17 protein-coding genes are annotated in these 18,693 nt (G+C 69.2%); 7 read left to right on the top strand and 10 right to left on the bottom strand.

Translation table 11 applies throughout. The features are described from left to right. Nucleotides 1-74: 74 nt before the first annotated feature. On the bottom strand, nt 75-1,238 hold the full coding sequence (locus tag BHU15_RS07425) for an HpcH/HpaI aldolase/citrate lyase family protein (protein ID WP_069626445.1): 1,164 nt from the start codon (nt 1,236-1,238) through the stop codon (nt 75-77). Between the two features lie 199 nt (nt 1,239-1,437). Here BHU15_RS07425 and BHU15_RS07430 point away from each other — a divergent pair, with 199 nt between their 5' ends. Continuing rightward, nucleotides 1,438-2,364, top strand: a complete 927-nt coding sequence (locus tag BHU15_RS07430; protein ID WP_069626446.1) for a TerD family protein — start codon at nt 1,438-1,440, stop codon at nt 2,362-2,364. A gap of 35 nt (nt 2,365-2,399) precedes the next feature. Here the strand turns inward: BHU15_RS07430 and BHU15_RS07435 are convergent, their stop codons facing one another. The 6 genes from BHU15_RS07435 to BHU15_RS07460 form a co-directional block, all read right to left on the bottom strand. Further along, nucleotides 2,400-3,137, bottom strand: a complete 738-nt coding sequence (locus BHU15_RS07435; protein WP_069626447.1) for a TerD family protein — start codon at nt 3,135-3,137, stop codon at nt 2,400-2,402. 128 nt (nt 3,138-3,265) lie between these two features. Further along, on the bottom strand, nt 3,266-4,399 hold the full coding sequence (locus tag BHU15_RS07440) for a DUF475 domain-containing protein (RefSeq protein ID WP_069626448.1): 1,134 nt from the start codon (nt 4,397-4,399) through the stop codon (nt 3,266-3,268). A gap of 50 nt (nt 4,400-4,449) precedes the next feature. Beyond that, nucleotides 4,450-5,025: a TerD family protein gene (locus tag BHU15_RS07445; protein WP_023542054.1), complete on the bottom strand. Its 576-nt coding sequence runs from the start codon at nt 5,023-5,025 to the stop codon at nt 4,450-4,452. 294 nt (nt 5,026-5,319) lie between these two features. Beyond that, on the bottom strand, nt 5,320-5,895 hold the full coding sequence (locus tag BHU15_RS07450; RefSeq protein WP_023542053.1) for a TerD family protein: 576 nt from the start codon (nt 5,893-5,895) through the stop codon (nt 5,320-5,322). 215 nt (nt 5,896-6,110) lie between these two features. Further along, a complete protein-coding gene (locus BHU15_RS07455; protein WP_069626449.1) occupies nt 6,111-6,656 on the bottom strand; it encodes a peroxiredoxin in 546 nt (181 codons plus the stop codon). A 171-nt stretch (nt 6,657-6,827) separates the two neighbouring features. Continuing rightward, nucleotides 6,828-7,265 carry a DUF3052 domain-containing protein gene (locus tag BHU15_RS07460; RefSeq protein ID WP_023542051.1) on the bottom strand — a complete coding sequence of 146 codons (438 nt, stop codon included), beginning with the start codon at nt 7,263-7,265 and terminating at the stop codon, nt 6,828-6,830. A gap of 621 nt (nt 7,266-7,886) precedes the next feature. On the opposite strand from BHU15_RS07460, the gene aceE reads away from it, so the two are divergent. Further along, nucleotides 7,887-10,631 carry a pyruvate dehydrogenase (acetyl-transferring), homodimeric type gene (gene aceE, locus BHU15_RS07465; RefSeq protein ID WP_069626450.1) on the top strand — a complete coding sequence of 915 codons (2,745 nt, stop codon included), beginning with the start codon at nt 7,887-7,889 and terminating at the stop codon, nt 10,629-10,631. A 196-nt stretch (nt 10,632-10,827) separates the two neighbouring features. Here aceE and BHU15_RS07470 read toward each other — a convergent pair whose 3' ends face one another. The 3 genes from BHU15_RS07470 to BHU15_RS07480 form a co-directional block, all read right to left on the bottom strand. After that, nucleotides 10,828-11,022: a hypothetical protein gene (locus tag BHU15_RS07470; RefSeq protein ID WP_329079332.1), complete on the bottom strand. Its 195-nt coding sequence runs from the start codon at nt 11,020-11,022 to the stop codon at nt 10,828-10,830. Between the two features lie 135 nt (nt 11,023-11,157). After that, the gene (locus tag BHU15_RS07475; RefSeq protein WP_107422809.1) at nt 11,158-11,544 is read right to left on the bottom strand and encodes a peptidase inhibitor family I36 protein; all 387 of its coding nucleotides are present in this window, start codon (nt 11,542-11,544) and stop codon (nt 11,158-11,160) included. Nucleotides 11,545-11,730: 186 nt separating this feature from the next. After that, entirely contained in the window at nt 11,731-13,224 is a 1,494-nt protein-coding gene (locus BHU15_RS07480) for an MFS transporter (RefSeq protein WP_435896957.1), read from the bottom strand. 257 nt (nt 13,225-13,481) lie between these two features. On the opposite strand from BHU15_RS07480, the gene BHU15_RS07485 reads away from it, so the two are divergent. From BHU15_RS07485 to BHU15_RS07505, 5 genes are all read left to right on the top strand, one after another. Beyond that, the gene (locus BHU15_RS07485) at nt 13,482-14,156 is read left to right on the top strand and encodes a TetR family transcriptional regulator (RefSeq protein WP_069626453.1); all 675 of its coding nucleotides are present in this window, start codon (nt 13,482-13,484) and stop codon (nt 14,154-14,156) included. Nucleotides 14,157-14,259: 103 nt separating this feature from the next. Continuing rightward, nucleotides 14,260-15,471, top strand: coding sequence for an alpha/beta hydrolase (locus tag BHU15_RS07490; protein ID WP_069626454.1), 1,212 nt, complete (start codon nt 14,260-14,262; stop codon nt 15,469-15,471). Nucleotides 15,472-15,535: 64 nt separating this feature from the next. Continuing rightward, nucleotides 15,536-16,423: a DUF4429 domain-containing protein gene (locus BHU15_RS07495; protein WP_069626455.1), complete on the top strand. Its 888-nt coding sequence runs from the start codon at nt 15,536-15,538 to the stop codon at nt 16,421-16,423. Between the two features lie 81 nt (nt 16,424-16,504). After that, nucleotides 16,505-17,812 (top strand): sensor histidine kinase, encoded by a 1,308-nt coding sequence (locus tag BHU15_RS07500; protein WP_069626456.1) that lies wholly within the window; start codon nt 16,505-16,507, stop codon nt 17,810-17,812. Continuing rightward, the gene (locus BHU15_RS07505) at nt 17,809-18,483 is read left to right on the top strand and encodes a response regulator (RefSeq protein ID WP_069626457.1); all 675 of its coding nucleotides are present in this window, start codon (nt 17,809-17,811) and stop codon (nt 18,481-18,483) included. The genes BHU15_RS07500 and BHU15_RS07505 overlap by 4 nt, the downstream gene beginning before the upstream one ends. Nucleotides 18,484-18,693 lie beyond the last annotated feature (210 nt).

Here is an 18,693-nt window from a genome sequence, read left to right on the forward strand (position 1 = left end):
GTCGTTGTCGTTGTCGTTGTCAAGCGTGTGGTTCTCGTCGTCCGGGCGGGCGATTTCGTTGGCGCCGGGGGCGCTCATTCCGCCAGCCCGGCGGCGAGCAGCTCGACGAAGCCGATGTCCTCCTTGGCGACGCCGAAGGCCTCGGCGCGCCGCATGGTGCGTTCGGCCCAGGCGCGGTGGGGCTTCACCTCGTTCATCTTGTTCGTGTACGAGGAGCGCAGTACGCCTCCCCGTCCCCGTTCCGGCCGCAGGATGTCCTGGGCGTCGCTGAACTCTTCGTGGCTGACGACCGACAGTGCGTGCACGGGCATGACGTGTGAGGGGTGGATGCAGGTCTTGCCCACGAGCCCGTTGGTCTGGTCGAGCTGGATCTCGCGCAGGAGTCCGTCGAGGTCGTGCTCGATGAGGGCGGTGCGCAGTTCTTCGGCGCGTCCTTCGAGGAAGGGGCTGCGGCGCAGTTGCGGTTTGAACATGCGCTCGTGGAGTCGGAAGTACTCCCATACGGGGCCGGTGATGGTGAAGCCGGTGCCGTCGGAGCGGCCGAGGACGTTGACGACGTCGGCGATGACGGCGGAGACGATGCGTACGTCGTACGCGGTCATGTCGGGTGCGCGGCGGAGCCCGTAGGCGGAGCAGAAGTCGGTGACGCCGAGTCGCAGTGCCAGTACGCGCTCGCGGTACTTGTCGACGGTGCGGGCGATGCCGGTGAGGGTCTCGGCGCGGGTCTCCAGATGGAGCAGTTCGGGTGATTCGAGTACGGGCATGGCGAAGAGGCGCCGCCCGCTCTCATGTTCGGCTGAAATCAGCGCCTCCAGGAAGGGGACGCCGCGCTCTTCGGTGAACTTCGGCAGTACGAATCCGGACAGGATGTGGGCGGCGGGGCCGAGCCGGCGTACGAGGTCGGGAATCTGGTCCGGTTCGCGGACGCGGACGAACAGCAGCGGGAGCTCCGCGTCGCGCCGGTCGAGGTCGGTGAACTGCTGGACCAGGTTCTCCTCGGCCCACTCGACTTCGGAGTCGTCGATGGAGTCCTCAAGGCACAGCACCATCGACACGACGCCCCGGCCTGCCAGCTTGACGACGTCGTCCGCCAGCCGTGGCCTGGTGGCCGGGCTGTAGAGGGTGGCGCCGAGGGCCGTCGCGAGCATGCCGCCGGGAGAGGCGGAGGTGAACTCGCCGGGCTCCTGGTGGAACAAGCCTTGCCGAGCAGTGGGCGGAATGTGCCCGAAGTGACGCATTTACATCCCCCGTACTGCCACGGTAGTCCCTCTGACATGTGGCCGGTAATAGTACGTATGGACGGGAGTCAAGAGTTCCACGCCTGCATGAATTTCAGGTAACTCGTCCACTTCTCGCCCCTCTCTCACCCCCGCCCGGCCTCCTCCCACCATGCCCCCACGTTGTCCGCGCGGCCTGCGGGAAGGCAGGATGACCGGTATGACGCACGCGATGGTGAAGGGCTCGAACGTCCCCCTCAATGCCATGGCCGTAAGGGCTGTGCTGCGCTGGACCCCGGGGGCGGGGGTCCCCGACGTGGACGCGTCGGCGCTTCTGCTGGGGCCTGAGGGGCGTGTGCGCTCCGACGAGGACTTCGTCTTCTACAACCAGCCTCGTCATCCGTCGGGCCTGGTCAGGCGGCTGCCGAAGAAGCAGGTGCCCGAGGGGCTGACCGACACCGTCGAGGCGGATCTGGCCGCGCTCGACCCGAGTGTCGATCAGGTGGTGCTGGCGGCGTCGTCGGACGGGGCAAGTTTCCAGCATGTGCATGACCTGCGGGTCCTGCTGTACGACGCGGGGCAGGCCGACGGTGACCCGCTGGCTGTTTTCGACGTACGCCCGGAGACCGGCGAGGAGACCGCGATCATCTGCGGCGAGCTCTACCGGCGCGGGAACCACTGGAAGTTCCGGGCCGTGGGCCAGGGCTATCCGACCGGGCTGATCGGGCTGGCGACGGCCTTCGGCATCTCGGTCGACGAAACGGAAGGGGCCGACGGTTCGGCGCAGGGCCCGGACGGCTCGGAGGGTGAGACCGCCCTTATTCCCAGCCCGCTGGCTGCGAACGCCGGGCAGGCGCCCCCCGCGCAGCAGCCGCAGTTCCCCGGTCAGCAGCAGGGGCAGTCCGGCTACGGCTATCCGCAGCCCGCAGCCGCGCGCCCCGCCTACGGGTATCCGCAGCCGGCGGCGGCGCAGTCCGGTTACGGCTATCCGCACGCGCCCGCCCCAGGCCCGCAGCCGCCGTCGGCACCGCCGCTGCCGCAGGTGGCTCCGGCGTACGGCTATCCGCAGCCGGCCGCGGCGGCGGCTCCCGCGCCGGACCCGAATTTCCGGCTGCCGCCGATGGGGCCGCAGTTCGTACGACCGTAGGCCCGCACCCCGCAGCGGCTCAGCTGCTCAACGGCTCAGGTCTTCGTCTTGTAGCCCCGCCCCCACTGCAGGCCCCACCCGTACAGCCGGTCCAGCTCCGCCTGGAAGCCGTACACGAACTTCACCTCGCGCCGCACCACCAGGTCGCCCTTCACCGTCTCCAGCGAGAACACCGCGCAGGACCGGGCCTGTGGTGCGCGCTCGTCCAGTTCGATCTCGATGCGCGGGCCGTTGCTCGGGTAGAGCGTGACGTTGGCGTGGGTCCGGTCGAAGGCCGGGGTGCGGTCGTAGATGTAGACGAAGACGAGCAGCCGTTTGATCTCTTCGCGGTGGTCGAGGTTGATGAATATCGTCTCGCCGGACGGGGCGCCGAAGCGGTCGTCACCGCTGAGTTTGATGTAGGGCGGCTCGTTGAGGCTGCCGAAGAATCCGCCCAGGGGCTGGACAACGCCCTTGCTGCCGTCGGCCAGTTCGTACATGCACCCGATGTCGAGGTCGACGTTGACCACGCCCAGGGTGTGTGCCTGCACCACCTCGGGCTTGAAGAGTTTGAACGGGTGCCGCAGCAGCCCGCTGCCGCCTCTCGTCCGTCCTTCGATGTCCGAAGTGCGCATCCGCCAGGACAGGTTGACCCGGAGGTTGCCGGTGGCGGCGCCCTGTTTGGTGAGCGAGACCGACGGATTGCGCTTTGTCAGTTCGATCGCGTTCGTCGAGGAGCTGCCCGAATCGAATTGTGATGCCTTGTTTTGCCATAGATTGTCCCAGAAGGCCATCCTCGCCCCACCCCCACCAGTTGCCGGTACCGAACGTGAACAGCGGGACGGCCGGAAGGCTTCCGCCTCAGGCCGCCCCGCTCAGAGCGTTCCCGTTATCCCCTCCTGGTCACACCCAGGAGGCGGACTCAGACTTGGACTGTTTTCTTGTCTTCCGAATCCTCGCCACCTTCGGCCGCAACTCGCTTGTTGCGGACCACGGATGACCAGAAGGACGCGGCGATCAGCACGATGCCGACGAGACCGGTGATGAGCTCGTGGATCTCGTGCTCGATGGTGATGAGCAGGATCGCGGCGAGCGCGCCGATGGCGTAGTGCGCGCCGTGCTCCAGGTAGACGTAGTCGTCGAGCGTGCCCTGGCGGACGAGGTAGACGGTGAGCGACCTGACGTACATCGCGCCGATACCGAGGCCGAGCGCCATCCAGAAGATGTGGTTCGTGATGGCGAAGGCGCCGATGACTCCGTCGAACGAGAAGGAGGCGTCCAGGACTTCGAGGTAGAGGAACAGGAAGAACGCGGCCTTGCCGGCGAGGCCGACGGCCGAGACCTGCTTGCCTTCGGCCTTGGCCCTCTCCTCCTCCTCGTGTTCGCGCTCCTCTTCCTCTTCGAGTTTGTTCTCGAAGAAGCTGGAGAGCCCGTTGACGACGAGGTAGGTGACCAGACCGGCGACACCCGACAGCAGTACGGTGGCGGATTTGTCCTGGTATCCGGTGCTGGTATGGGCGTTGGTGGCGAACGTCATGGCCGTGATGAGCAGGATGACCAGCGCGACGCAGACCGACAGCATGTCGACCTTGCCGAGCCTGGCCAGCGGGCGCTCCAGCCAGGCGAGCCACTTGATGTCACGGTCCTCAAGGATGAAGTCCAGGAAGATCATCAAAAGGAACATGCCACCGAAGGCGGCGATCGCCGGGTGCGCGTCGGTGACCAGGGCCTCGTACTGTTCGGGCTTGTCGAGCGCCAGTTGGACGGCCTCGATGGGGCCGACCTTGGCGCTGATGGCCACGATGGCGACGGGAAACACCAGCCGCATACCGAACACGGCGATCAGGATGCCGATGGTGAGGAAGATCTTCTGCCAGAAGGCATTCATCTTCTTCAAGATCCCGGCATTGACTACGGCGTTGTCGAACGACAGCGAGATCTCAAGGATCGACAGGATCAGTACGATCCCGAACGCCTCCCACCCCCACTGCCAGGCCGCGAAGGCAAGGCCGGCCGCCGTGATGGCGAACGACCAGCCGAAGGTTTTCAGGATCACTGGCTACCCCATCTGGTGTTAACGGGTATTCCCCCGCGCAGAGTACTGCTTTACGAAACGTTGACCCCGAAGTCTAGAGCGATGCCGCGCAGGCCCGACGCGTACCCCTGTCCCACGGCCCTGAACTTCCATTCGCCGCCGTAGCGGTAGAGCTCGCCGAAGATCATCGCGGTCTCCGTGGAGGCGTCCTCGGTGAGGTCGTACCGGGCGAGCTCCTGGCCGTCCGCCTGGTTGACGACGCGGATGAACGCGTTGCTGACCTGACCGAAGGTCTGTCCGCGGGCGTCGGCGTCATGGATCGACACCGGGAAGATGATCTTGTCGACATTCGCGGGGACGGCGGGGAGGTTGACGAGCAGGGACTCGTCGTCGCCGTCGCCCTCACCGGTCAGGTTGTCGCCCGTGTGCTCGACGGAGCCGTCGGGGCTGGTGAGGTTGTTGTAAAAGATGAACCACTCGTCGCCGAGTACGCGCCCGGACTGGCAGAGCAGTGCGCTGGCGTCGAGGTCGAACGGCGCTCCGGTGGTGGAGCGCGCGTCCCAGCCGAGACCGATCAACACCTGGGTGAGGTTCGGTGCGGCCTTGGAGAGGGAGACATTGCCCCCCTTGGCGAGTGTGACGCCCATGATGGTGAGTCCTCCCCAGAGTGACGTGAAGCCGGGCACGGCGCGCCTGACGCCGTGCTCGTGGTGCGGTTGGTGCCGGTGGTGCGGGTCGCACGTGTGCGGTAGTGCGTCTGCCGGTGGTGCGGGTCGCACGTGTGCGGTGGTGCGTCTGCGGGTGGTGCGGGTCGCACGTGTGCGGTGGTGCGTCTGCGGGTGGTGCGGGTGGTACGGGTGCGGGTCGTGACCCGCGCGGTGAGGCGCGTCCGGCGCCGCACTCGGCTGTGAGGTGCGGCGCCGGACGGACGGACCGGCGGCTCAGACGTTGACGCCGAAGTCCTGCGCGATGCCACGCAGGCCAGAGGCATACCCCTGTCCGATGGCGCGGAACTTCCACTCGGCGCCATTTCGGTAAAGCTCTCCGAAGACCATCGCCGTCTCGGTCGACGCGTCCTCCGTCAGGTCGTACCGCGCCAGTTCGTTGTTGTCGGCCTGGTTGACGACGCGGATGAACGCGTTGCGCACCTGGCCGAAGGACTGCTGGCGGCTCTCCGCCTCGTAGATCGAGACCGGGAACACGATCTTGTCGACGTCCGCGGGGACGCCGGCGAGGTTGACCTTGATCGCCTCGTCGTCGCCCTCGCCCTCACCGGTGGTGTTGTCGCCGGTGTGCTCCACGGAACCGTCGGGGCTCTTGAGGTTGTTGAAGAAGACGAAGTTTCCGTCGCCCGTGACCTTGCCCTCGGCGTTCGTCAGCAGGGCGCTGGCGTCGAGGTCGAAGTCGTTACCGGTGGTCGTGCGGACGTCCCAGCCCAGACCCACGGTGACCGCGGTCAGGTTGGGCGCGGCCTTGGTCAGCGAGACGTTGCCGCCCTTGCTGAGGCTGACTCCCACGAGTCCTCCCTTGATGAGTTTCTCAGGGGCGGGCGGCCTCGGCTCCGGCCACTTCGGCGGCCGTCGCCTGCGTCGCGCGCCCCCTGGTGCAATTGGCATCGGATGAACGACTGGATCCTAGTGACCGGTTCCCGCCCCTTGTGTGGTTTACGGGGGACAACCCCGCTCCCACAAGGGTTTTTGTGCGAGACCCGTTCAGGGGTGGCGAGTTGTCGTCACAGAGCGGCGAGGGCCTTGACGTACTGGTCAAGATCGCGTGCGTCCGGCAGGTCGTTGACGACCGACCAGCGCACGACGCCCGTTCTGTCGATGACGAAGGTGCCGCGCAGCGCGCAGCCCTTGTCCTCGTCGAAGATCCCGTACGCCCGTGAGGTCCGGCCGTGCGGCCAGAAGTCGGAGAGCAGCGGGTACTCCAGGCCCTCCTGCTCGGCGAAGATCCGCAGGGTGTGGATGGAGTCGGTGGAGACGGCGAGCAGCTGGGTGTCGTCGTTGACGAAGGCGGGAAGCGCGTCGCGCAGCGCGCCCAGCTCGCCGGCGCAGACGCCGGTGAAGGCGAACGGGTAGAAGACCAGGACGACGTTCTTGCCGTCGTGGTCGCGGTCCCCGGCACCCCCGGCCTCACCACTGTCGTGTCCGGCGGCCCCGCCCCGGAAGTCGGCGAGCCGTACCGTCCGCCCGTGGTTGTCCTTGAGGCTGAAGTCGGGCGCCTGGTCACCGACCGCGATCGGTGCCGCGGTGCCCGCCCGTCCCGTTCCCGTCATGTGCCCCGCTCCCCCTCGTTCGCTCCGGTCCGCCCGCGGCACCCACCCTACGCACCACGCAAGGGCCCCCGGCGGCGGGTGCCGACGGGGGCCGTCGTTACGTACGAGGCTTACGAGGCGTGTGCGCCAGGCTGCCGCTGCGGCTTTCGCGCTCGGATGCGGCGCCTGTTCTCAGCGCTTGGACTTCGCCGCCTTGGGCGTGACCAGCCGGCTGCCTGTCCAGTCCTTGCCGGCGTTGATGCTCTTGGTCTGCGCCAGGCCGGCGGTCTGGGCGGCCTCGTTGATGTCGCTGGGCTCGACGTAGTTGTCACGGCCTGTCTTGGGCGTCAGCAGCCAGACCGCTCCGCCCTCCTCGATGAGGCCGATGGCGTCCACCAGCGCGTCCGTCAGGTCGCCGTCGTCGTCGCGGAACCAGAGCACGACGGCGTCGGCCACGTCCTCGTAGTCCTCGTCGACGAGCTCCTGGCCGATGACGGCCTCGATGGACTCACGGAGCTCCTGCTCGACGTCGTCGTCGTAGCCGATCTCCTGGACCACCTGTCCGGGTTCGAACCCAAGCCTCGCGGCAACGTTGGTTCGTTCCTCCGCGTGGTCCGCGGTCGCGCTCACGGATTGCCTCCTGATCATGTTTCGGGAAATGCTTCAGCCACGCGCGTACGCGGGGCGCTGGCCGTAGTCCACACGGGCCGGGCGGATCGCGCAAGTACCCGACGGCCGAGACCGCCGAAACGGGTACGTTCCGGGCCGCTTCGTCGCATCTCCTGACACCCCGATAACACGGGGCGTGATGCCCGCAGGGACTTTCCGCCCTGTTTGTCATTCTACGCGGCTTCGGTACGCCAATCGGGTCCGAACGACCGAACGAAACGCATAGTCGCCTTGGGCGTAAGATTGCGATTTGGCCGGACCCGGAACACGGCGGACGACCAGGCGGAGAACTGGGCGGAAATACCGGGCAGGCGGCCAGGCGGGCGACGGGATCGCGTGGAATCCGTGGCGGTGTGAGGGTTACCCCCCGGTAGAGGTGACGTTTCCGTCGCCGAGGTACACGATGGATACGCCGTACGGCCCGCTCCCCGTGCCTGTTCCCTGGCGGCAGCAGAGGCAAGTACCCCGAGCAGTACCCAGCAGGACCCACAGGCGTGCCCCGCATGGATGACGTGACCGGTCGGAGGACCGGGACCGGCCCGGACGCGGGGTGCGACACGACCCGAACAGCGAAGGAACAGTGTGGCTTCCGGATCCGATCGCAACCCGATCATCATTGGCGGCCTTCCCAGCCAGGTCCCGGACTTTGATCCCGAGGAGACCCAGGAGTGGCTCGACTCGCTCGATGCCGCCGTCGACGAACGGGGGCGTGAGCGCGCCCGCTATCTGATGCTCCGCCTGATCGAGCGGGCGCGCGAGAAGCGCGTGGCCGTGCCCGAGATGCGCAGCACCGATTACGTCAACACGATCGCCACCAAGGACGAGCCGTTCTTCCCCGGCAACGAGGAGATCGAGCGCAAGGTCCTCAACGCGACCCGCTGGAACGCCGCGGTGATGGTCTCCCGCGCGCAGCGCCCCGGGATCGGTGTGGGCGGTCATATCGCGACGTTCGCGTCCTCGGCCTCCCTGTACGACGTGGGCTTCAACCACTTCTTCCGGGGCAAGGACGGCGGGGACGGCGGTGACCAGATCTTCTTCCAGGGGCACGCGTCCCCGGGCATCTACGCCCGCGCGTTCCTGCTGGACCGGCTGAGCGAGGCGCAGCTCGACGCGTTCCGTCAGGAGAAGTCGAAGGCCCCCGACGGGCTGTCCAGCTATCCGCATCCGCGGCTGATGCCGGACTTCTGGGAGTTCCCGACCGTCTCGATGGGTCTAGGTCCGCTGGGTGCGATCTACCAGGCGCGGATGAACCGTTACATGGAGGCGCGTGGCATCGCGGACACGTCGCGGTCGCATGTGTGGGCGTATCTGGGCGACGGCGAGATGGACGAGCCGGAGTCGCTGGGTCAGCTGTCGATCGCGGCGCGTGAGGGGCTGGACAATCTCACCTTTGTCGTCAACTGCAACCTCCAGCGCCTGGACGGCCCGGTGCGCGGCAACGGCAAGATCATCCAGGAGCTGGAATCGCAGTTCCGCGGCGCCGGCTGGAATGTGATCAAGCTGGTCTGGGACCGTTCCTGGGACCCGCTGCTGGCGCAGGACCGTGACGGTGTGCTGGTGAACCGGCTGAACACCACGCCGGACGGGCAGTTCCAGACGTACGCGACGGAGACCGGCGCGTACATCCGTGAGCACTTCTTCGGTGACGACCAGCGGCTGCGGGCCATGGTCGAGGGGATGACCGACGAGCAGATCCTGCATCTGGGGCGTGGCGGTCACGACCACAAGAAGGTGTTCGCGGCGTATGCGGCGGCGAAGGCGCACAAGGGCCAGCCGACGGTGATCCTCGCGCAGACGGTGAAGGGCTGGACGCTGGGTCCGAACTTCGAGGGGCGCAACGCGACGCACCAGATGAAGAAGCTGACGGTCGCGGATCTCAAGGGTTTCCGTGACCGGCTGCATCTGCCGATCTCGGACCGGGAGTTGGAGGACGGCCAGCCGCCGTACTACCACCCGGGCCGGGACTCGGAGGAGATCCAGTACATGCATGACCGGCGCAGGAGCCTGGACGGCTATGTACCGACGCGTGTGGTGCGGTCGAAGCCGCTGGAGCTGCCGGGCGACAAGACGTACGCGGCGGCGAAGAAGGGGTCGGGTCAGCAGTCGATCGCCACGACGATGGCGTTCGTGCGGGTGCTGAAGGATCTCATGCGGGACAAGGAGATCGGCAAGCGTTTCGTGCTGATCGCGCCGGACGAGTACCGCACGTTCGGTATGGACGCGTTCTTCCCGAGTGCGAAGATCTACAACCCGCTGGGGCAGCAGTACGAGTCGGTCGACCGTGAACTGCTGCTCGCCTACAAGGAGTCCCCGACGGGGCAGATGCTGCACGACGGCATCTCGGAGGCGGGCTGTACGGCGTCGCTGATCGCGGCGGGTTCGGCGTACGCGACGCACGGCGAGCCGCTGATCCCGGTGTACGTCTTCTACTCGATGTTCGGTTTCCAGCGCACCGGCGACCAGTTCTGGCAGATGGCCGACCAGTTGGCGCGTGGTTTCGTACTGGGCGCGACCGCCGGTCGTACGACTCTGACCGGTGAGGGTCTTCAGCACGCGGACGGGCACTCGCAGTTGCTCGCCTCGACGAACCCGGGCTGTGTCTCTTACGACCCGGCGTTCGGCTACGAGATCGCGCACATCATGGAGGACGGGCTGCGCCGCATGTACGGGCAGCCGCACCCGGGTGAGGACCCGAACGTCTTCTACTACCTGACGGTCTACAACGAGCCGATCCAGCACCCGGCCGAGCCCGAGAACGTCGACGTGGAGGGCATCCTCAAGGGCGTCTACCGCTTCAAGCGCGGCGAGAGCGGCTCGATCCCGGCGCAGATCATGGCGTCCGGTGTGGCCGTGCCGTGGGCCGTCGAGGCGCAGCGGATCCTCGCCGAGCAGTGGGACGTGCGCGCGGACGTCTGGTCGGCGACGTCGTGGAACGAGCTGCGCCGTGAGGCCGTCGAGGTGGAGCGGTACAACCTGCTGCACCCGGAGGAGGAGCAGCGGGTTCCGTACGTGACGCGCAAACTGTCCGGTGCCGAGGGCCCGTTCGTGGCGGTCTCGGACTGGATGCGCGCGGTGCCGGACCAGATCTCGCGCTGGGTGCCGGGGACGTACCAGTCGCTGGGCGCGGACGGTTTCGGTTTCGCGGACACGCGTGGCGCGGCCCGCCGGTTCTTCCACATCGACGCGGAGTCGATCGCTCTGGGGGTGCTCACGGAGCTGGCCAGGGACGGCAAGGTGGACCGTTCGGTACTGAAGCAGGCCGTGGACCGCTACCAGCTGCTGGACGTGGCGGCGGCGGACCCGGGCGCGGCGGGCGGCGACGCGTAGCACGCGCACGGCAGCAGGCGGCTGACGGCCGGTCCCGTCCCGACGGGGCCGGCCGTCGGCGCGTCGCGCACGGGAGTGGGCCGGCTGTCGGGGGCCGCCCTGCCCGGTGAGGCGTGGGAGGGCGACGCTGCGACAGCCGGCCGCACATCGGTCCGGTCGCGCTGTCCGTTCCTGTGGTGGGCGTCGAAGTGGCCGCTCAGAGCAGCCACATGAGCGCCAGTACGGTGTCGACGACACCGAGTGTGAAGGCGATCACCGCGGGAACGTGGGCGGTGTTCCACCGTCGTCCCATGCCGAGCCAGCCGAGCACGATGGCCAGCGGGCCGAGCACGATCGACAGGACGAACAGGCCCGCGACGGCGAAGACCAGACCGACTGTTCCGATGGTCACGCGGTCCGTCCCGTTCCGCGACCTCGTCCGGCCGCGTGAACGGGGGTGCTTGCGTGTCCGGGTGTTTCCGAAGCCCGTCATCATCACTCCCTGTGTCGGTGGATGTGGGCTGTCTGAAACAGCGGGTACCCCCGCTCAGCGCTCCCAGACCTTGAAGGCCCGTACGCGGTAGGGCGACTGGGGAACCCAGGTGCCGTCGCCGGGGTACGTCTGGAACTCGCCGGTCTCCTCGCACTCCTCGGACTGGTACGTGGTGACGGGCCGCCCGAGGCGGTTGACCAGCGACTGCGCATCGGCGCCCGGCGGCAGCGCGACGCAGTTCTGGATCTCGGTGCGGAACAGTTCGTGTGTCTGCCGGGCGCCCCGGAAGTCCGTCTTCGGCCACAGGCACAGTTCGCCGGGTCCGCACACCGGGCGCGGTACGGCGGCGGCCGGGGCGGCGGGAGCGGTGGTCAGGGTGGCCGCGGTGAGCAGAGCGGCGGAGATGGTCGTACGCATGGCGGTACGCGTGCGTGTGCGCATGGTGGTGAACCCCCGTGTGGTGCTGATCAGTTGTCGGAACTTTGACCCGGTGGCCCGCCCCACGGAAGGGGTTCTCGCCCGACTCCACCCGAACAGGCGACGGCCCCGCCGGGATGTCCGGGCGGGGCCGTCGCGCCGAATCGCGCCGTGTTGACGCACGTCGTGCCGCGGGTGGGATACCGGGGGTCAGATGTGGACGCCGCCACCGGCCGCGTCCGCGTTGTCGCCGCGCTTGGTCTTGACGGCGACGAACGCCGCGACCACCGCGACCGCGCCGGCGACCAGGAAGGCCAGGCCCATGCCGGACACGAAGGTGTCCTGCATGACCCCGGTGATCTTGTCGAAGACGTCGGGTGTCATCCCGGGCGCCTGGGCCAGCTCGGGCGGGGCGACACCGATCTCGGCGGCCTGCTCCAGCTTCGGGTCCAGCGGCAGCTGGATGCCGGCGTCCGACCAGTTGCCCGCGAGGTCGGAGCTGACCTTGGCGGACATGACGGCGCCGAGCACCGCCGTACCGAGGGCGCCGCCGACCTGCATCGCGGCCTGCTGGAGTCCGCCGGCGACGCCGGAGAGTTCCAGGGGCGCGTTGCCGACGATGACTTCGGTGGCGCCGACCATGACGGGCGCCAGGCCCATGCCGAGCAGCAGGAACCAGACCGACATCACGAAGGTGCCGGAGCCGGGCGACAGGGTGGACATGCCGAACATGGCGGCGGCCGTGCAGACCATGCCGCCGACCAGCGGGACGCGTGGTCCGAACTTGGTGATCAGCATGCCCGCGACGGGTGAGGAGACGATCATCATGGCGGTCAGCGGCAGCAGGTGCAGGCCGCTGTCGACGGGGCTCATGCCGTGGACGCCCTGGAGGTAGAACGTCACGAAGAACAGGCCGCCCATGAAGGCGAAGGCCATCAGGACCATGAGCACGACGCCGGCGCTGAGCGGGATGGAGCGGAACATGCTCAGCGGTACGAGGGGTTCCTTGACCTTCGTCTCCCAGACGGCGAACAGGACGAAGCACAGGACTGCGGCGCCGAGGAACGACCAGGTGCCGGCCGAGCTCCAGCCCCAGGACTCGCCCGCCTTGATGATCGCCCAGATCAGGGAGAACATCGCGGCGGAGAGCAGCAGGATGCCGACGACGTCGAACGACTTGGGCGCCTTGGCGGCGCGGTGGTCCTTGAGGATCACCAGGCCGAGGATCAGGGCGACGACGCCGACGGGCACGTTGACGAAGAACACCGACTGCCAGCTGACGTGTTCGACGAGCAGACCGCCGACGATCGGGCCGCCCGCGGTGGAGGCGCCGATGACCATGCCCCAGATGCCGATGGCCATGTTCAGCTTCTCGGCGGGGAAGGTGGCGCGCAGCAGGCCGAGGGCGGCGGGCATGAGCAGCGCGCCGAAGACGCCCTGGAGCACGCGGAAGGCGACGACGAACGCCACGCTGTCGGAGAAGCCGATGACGGCGGAGGCCGCGGCGAAGCCCGCGATGCCGATCAGGAAGGTCTGGCGGTGGCCGAAGCGGTCGCCGAGCTTGCCGGCGGTGATGAGCGCGACGGCGAGCGCGAGGAGGTAGCCGTTGGTTATCCACTGGACCTGGGCGAAGGTCGCGCCGAGGTCTTCCTTGATGACCGGGTTGGCGATGGCGACGATCGTGCCGTCGAGGGCGACCATCATCACGCCGATGGCGACGGAGAAGAGGGTCAGCCAGGGGTGGCCGCGCAGGCCCTTGGCGGCTCCCGGATCCGCGTCGCGCGGGTCTCTCGGCGCCGATTTGACGGTGGTCTGACTAGTCATGCCCAGAGGCTAATGACAGCCTCTGCCAGTTGACAAACCATTTCACCTGTCTGTAACTGTCATGTGGCTCACATCTCATTTCGGGTGGACATGGGCCGATGAAGTGGACCGGAGATGGCGAGAAGGAGGAGCGGCGAGTGGTGGACGGGCAGCGGCCGGTACGGCATCCGGTCGGACTGCGGGAGCTGAAGAAGCAGCGTACGCGGGACGCCTTGTTGCGGGTGGCTCTGGACCTGTTCACGACGCGGGGGTACGAGGAGACGACCGTCGACGAGATCGCCGAGGCGGTCGACGTCTCCCAGCGCACGTTCTTCCGCTATTTCGCCAGCAAGGAGGAGGCGGCGTTCACCATCCAGGACATGGTGGAGACGCACTTCCTGGCGGAGCTGCGTCAACGTCCGTCCCGGGAAACCCCTTTCGTGGCCATGCGTCACGCGGTGCTGGCGTCCTGGAGCCGTATCAACGAGGCGATCGAGGCCCTGATCCCGGTCGAACTGCATCTGCGCACCTACCGGATGATCGAGTCCACCCCCTCACTGCTGGCCGCGCATCTGCGGCGTGCCACCGAGCTGGAGGAGCAGGCCGCGCTGGTGATCGCCGAGCGCGAGGGGCTCGACGTGGAGAGCGATCCGCGTCCGCGTGTGGCCGTCGCGGCGTTCTCCGGTGTGATGCGGGTGACGGGGCGGCTGTGGGGGCAGGGCCAGGAGACCGGTCTGGACGGGCTCCTTGAGCTGACCCAGTCGTATCTGGACCAGCTCGTGCCCACGCTCGCGGGTGACTGGAGCGCCCGGGACCAGCCGCCGGCCCCCTAGCTGGTGGGGCGGTTTGACCCGTTGTAAGAAGCCGGGGTGACGGGGAGTGATCTGACTCACGCGTGTGGGGAGCACCGTCGTACGTCTCCTAGGGTGTCCCGCAGTGACTTCCTTCGACTCCTCTCCGTCCTTCACCGTGTGGCGCACCCTGCTGGCACTCGCCGTGGTCTTCGTGATGCTGGCGAGCGGCGGCTGGACCGCGCTCCAGCGGCACGGCGAGCCCGGCACGGCGCGTGAACGGGCGCTCTCGGCCTGGGAGAAGAGCCGCGTGGGCGGTCTGCGCCTGCCGGACCCCGGGGCGTCGCCCGGGCGGCTGGCCGCGTTCTTCGCCTCGCTGACCGCCGCGCAGCGGATCCGGCTCGCCGACCGTCACCCCCTGGTGGTGGGCAATCTGGGCGGCGCGCCCCTGACGCTGCGCTACCGCGCCAACCGGCTGGCCGTGATCCAGGCGCGGGACGCCGAACGCGCCCGGGTGCGTGACGGCAGACTCTCCGCCGAGGGCCGGCACCAGGCCGCCCGGCGGATGCACCGCCTGCAGTCGATGGCGGGCGCCGGACGGCACATCCTCGCCTTCGACCCGACCGGCGGCGGCCGAGCCGCCGAGGTCTTCGGCGATCTGGGCAGCGCCCGGCGCGTGTCGGTGGTCGTCCCCGGCGTGGACACGAACCTGCTGTCGTTCGAGCGGACCGAGCGCCCCTTCACCGCGCCGGTCGGCATGGCCAGGTCGCTGTACGACGCGGAGCGCGCCGCCTCGCCCGGTGCCCGTACCGCCGTCATCGCCTGGGCCGACTACACCGCGCCCTCGGGCATCAACGTGGACGCGGCGATCGGCAGGCTCGCCTCGGAGGGCGCGGTGCGGCTCAACGCGCTCACCTCGGCGCTGCCCGGCGACTCCCGGGTCTCGCTGATCTGCCACAGCTACGGCTCCGTGGTGTGCGGTGTCGCCGCGCGCCGGCTGCCCGCCCGGGTCACGGACGTGGCGGTCGCGGGCAGTCCCGGCATGCGGGTCGGGTCGGCGGGGGCGCTGGGCACCCACGCCCGTGTCTGGGCGATGCGCGACCAGGACGACTGGATCCGGGCCGTGCCCTATCTGGAGGTCGGCGGGCTCGGCCACGGCGCGGATCCGGTGACGCGGGACTTCGGCGCGCGGGTGCTGTCCGCCCGGGGCGCCGTCGGTCACGGCGGCTATTTCGAGCCGGGCACGGAGAGCCTGGAGAACTTCGCGGACATCGGGGTCGGTTCGTACCGGAACACCAGTTGTGCGGACTCCTCGACCGCCTGCCGGAGCGGAATCTCCGGCGAAGAAGTGACCTGACGCGCGTAGAACTTGGCGGGCGGAGGTGGCGACGTGCGGGCGTTCGCCGCCTACGATGAGGCACATGGGTGATGTGCTGGCCGGAATTCATGCCACCTGGGAGTTCGAAAGCGACTCCGTGCTCATCCGCTTCGAACGGGGGATACGCACGCCAAAGCTCTTCCAGGCACTGCGCGAGAGGCGCGTACCGTACGGGGCACTGGCGGCGGTGACGCTCTCCCCGGGCAAGCGCGGGACGGTGGTGCTGCACGCCGTACCGCGGCCGGGCGCCGACCCGCTGATGGAGGCGGCGGCGGGTCAGCTCAAGGAGTCCGGCGATCCGTACCGGCTGGTGCTGCCCGCGGAGCGCGAGACGCTCGCGGAGTACTACGCGGACGAGCTGCGCACCGCCGTCGCCGACGCGCCGCCGGACGAGAAGGAGCCGGCCGACCGCTTCCTGGTGACCGCTCCCCCGGCGCCCCTGCACTTCAAGGCGTACGACGGAAAGGCCACCTTCGACGGGTCCAAGGTGGCCTTCCGCTGGTTCTGGACGGGCGCGTCGTCGGCGAAGTGGAAGGCCGGCGACCAGACCTTCCCCGTCCAGGAGCTGTCCGGGGTCGAGTGGCGCTCCCCCGAGGTCTTCGACGGCTACCTGCGGCTGCTGCGCCGGGCCGGCGCCCAGCAGCCCACCCAGGCCGACCACGACCCGGCCGCCGTGGTGTTCGGCCTCGGCTACGGGCCGGTCCACGAGTCGCTGCCGTTCGCGGCGGCGGTGCTGGCCGCCGTACGCACCTCGGGCGCGGGCCCCGCCACCGCCCCCGGCTCCGTGCCGGTGCCGGCCTTGGTGGCGGCCCGGCCCGACCCCGCCGACATCGCCGAGCGGATCCGGCACCTCGGCGAACTGCACGAGGCGGGCCTGGTGACGGACGAGGAGTTCAGCGCGAAGAAGGCGCAGCTGCTCGCCGAGCTGTGACCCCCTACTGGGGTATGAGGCGGGGTGTGGCTCCTGGGTATGACGCCGCCGCGTACCCGCGCTGCATACGCTGAACCGGCCATGAGTACCGAAGAACCACCTCCCCGTACGGCGCGTGCCCGCGAGTCGCTGCGCTCGCTCGTGGGCGCCCTGCGCACCCCGGCGGTGTCCACCGAACCGCTGCTGGCCGACGCCGCGAAGCGCTGGCAGCGCCTGATCCCGTACGTCATCGCCCTGGGCTTCGCCGCCGCGCTGCTGCCGACCACGACGACCGTGCTCGTCCAGGACTACCAGCTGGCCGGCGGCTGGGCGGGGGCGCTGGCCACCGCGCAGGCCGCGCCGCTGCTGCTGGCGGTGACCCGGCCGCTCCAGGCGTGGTGGATCGTCTTCGGCGCCGACATCCTCGGCGCGGTGCTGCTCCTGACGTCGGCGGGAGACCTGGACGGCCGGTCCTGGCCGTGGACGCCGACGGCCGTCGTCGGCTACCTGCTGCTGATGGTCTGCCTGGGGCTGCGCGAACCGCGCCGTACGCTCCTCGCCGTCTGGCTCGCGACGGGCGCGGCCGGGCTGGTCTTCGAGCTGATCTCGCAGAAGCACAGCGACGGCGTGCATCTCCTGCTGTTCGTCCTGACCGGCGTGCTCCTGCTCGTCACGGCCGCCCTGCGCGAACGCGGTGACGCCCAGCGAAGGCTGGTGGAGCAGGAGACGATCAGCGAGGTCGAGCGCGCGCAGCGCACGCTGCTGGAGGAACGGGCCCGTATCGCCCGCGAGTTGCACGACGTGGTCGCCCACCACATGTCCGTGATCACGGTGCAGGCCGACTCGGCGCCGTACCGGATCGAGGGGCTGCCCGCCGCGGCGCACGAGGAGTTCTCCACGATCGCCGCCGCCGCGCGGGAGTCGCTGACCGAGATGCGGCGGCTGCTGGCGGTGCTGCGCAGCGACGGCTCGACGAGCGAGCGGACACCGCAGCCGGGGCTGAGCCGGGTCCAGCAGCTCGTCGAGGCGACCGTACGCGCCGGGGTCCCGGCGGAGCTGTCCCTGGCGGCGGATCTCGGCCCCGTCCCGCCGTCCGTGGACCTCTCCGCGTACCGCATCGTCCAGGAGGCCCTGTCCAACGTCGTACGGCACGCGCCGGAGGCACCGACGCGGGTCTCGGTGACCGGCGACGCGCACTGGCTGACCGTCCTGGTCGTCAACGGGCCCGCGACGGCCCGCACTTCACCGCTGGAGACCACCGGCACCGGGCACGGGCTGATCGGTATGCGTGAACGCGTACGGTTGACCGGCGGCACGCTGGACACCGGACCGCTGCCGGACGGCGGGTTCCGGGTCGCCGCGAGACTGCCGCTGACCCTCGTCGACCCGACCGCGAAGGACCCGTCTTGACCATCCGCGTGATCATCGTCGACGACCAGGCCATGGTGCGGGCGGGGTTCGCCGCGCTGCTGTCGGCGCAGCCCGACATCGACGTGGTCGGCGAGGCGCCGGACGGCCGCCAGGGCATCGAGGTCAGCCGCAGCACCCACCCCGACGTGGTCCTGATGGACGTCCGGATGCCGGAGATGGACGGCCTGGCGGCGGCGCGGGCACTGCTGGACCCGCCGGTGGGGGTGGTGCACCGGCCGAAGGTGCTGATGCTGACGACGTTCGACGTGGACGACTACGTGTACGAGGCGCTGCGCGCGGGCGCCTCCGGGTTCCTGCTGAAGGACGCGCCGCCGGCGGACCTGATCTCGGCGGTGCGCGTGGTCGCGGCGGGCGAGGCGCTGCTGGCGCCGTCCGTGACCCGCCGCCTGATCGCGGACTTCGCCCAGCAGCGGCCGGCGCCGCGCAAGGACCGCTCGCTGCGGCTGAAGGGCCTGACGCCGCGCGAGACGGAGGTCCTGGAGCTGATCGCCCGGGGCCTGTCGAACCAGGAGATCGCGGACCACCTGGTCCTGGCGGAACAGACGGTGAAGACGCATCTGGGCCGGGTGCTGGCGAAGCTGGGGCTGCGGGACAGGGCGCAGGCGGTAATTTTCGCGTACGAGTCCGGGCTGGTTGCCCCCGGCGGTTGAGGGGGTCCTCGTTGGAGCTGCGCCGGGTTGCGCCTGCGGCGGGCTGGGGTGGTTGCCGGGTTGGCCCGGCGGGCGGGTTGCGCCTGCGGCGGGCTGCGCGGTTGCGGTGGTGTCCGGGTGCCGCTCCGGGGCCATGGCCGGACGGCGTGACTTACGCCGCGTGCACGGTTCCTGGACTCGCTGTGGCCCCGTTGTCCACGCGGCACAAGT

Source organism: Streptomyces niveus, assembly GCF_001723055.1.
Taxonomy (GTDB): Bacteria; Actinomycetota; Actinomycetes; order Streptomycetales; family Streptomycetaceae; genus Streptomyces; species Streptomyces niveus.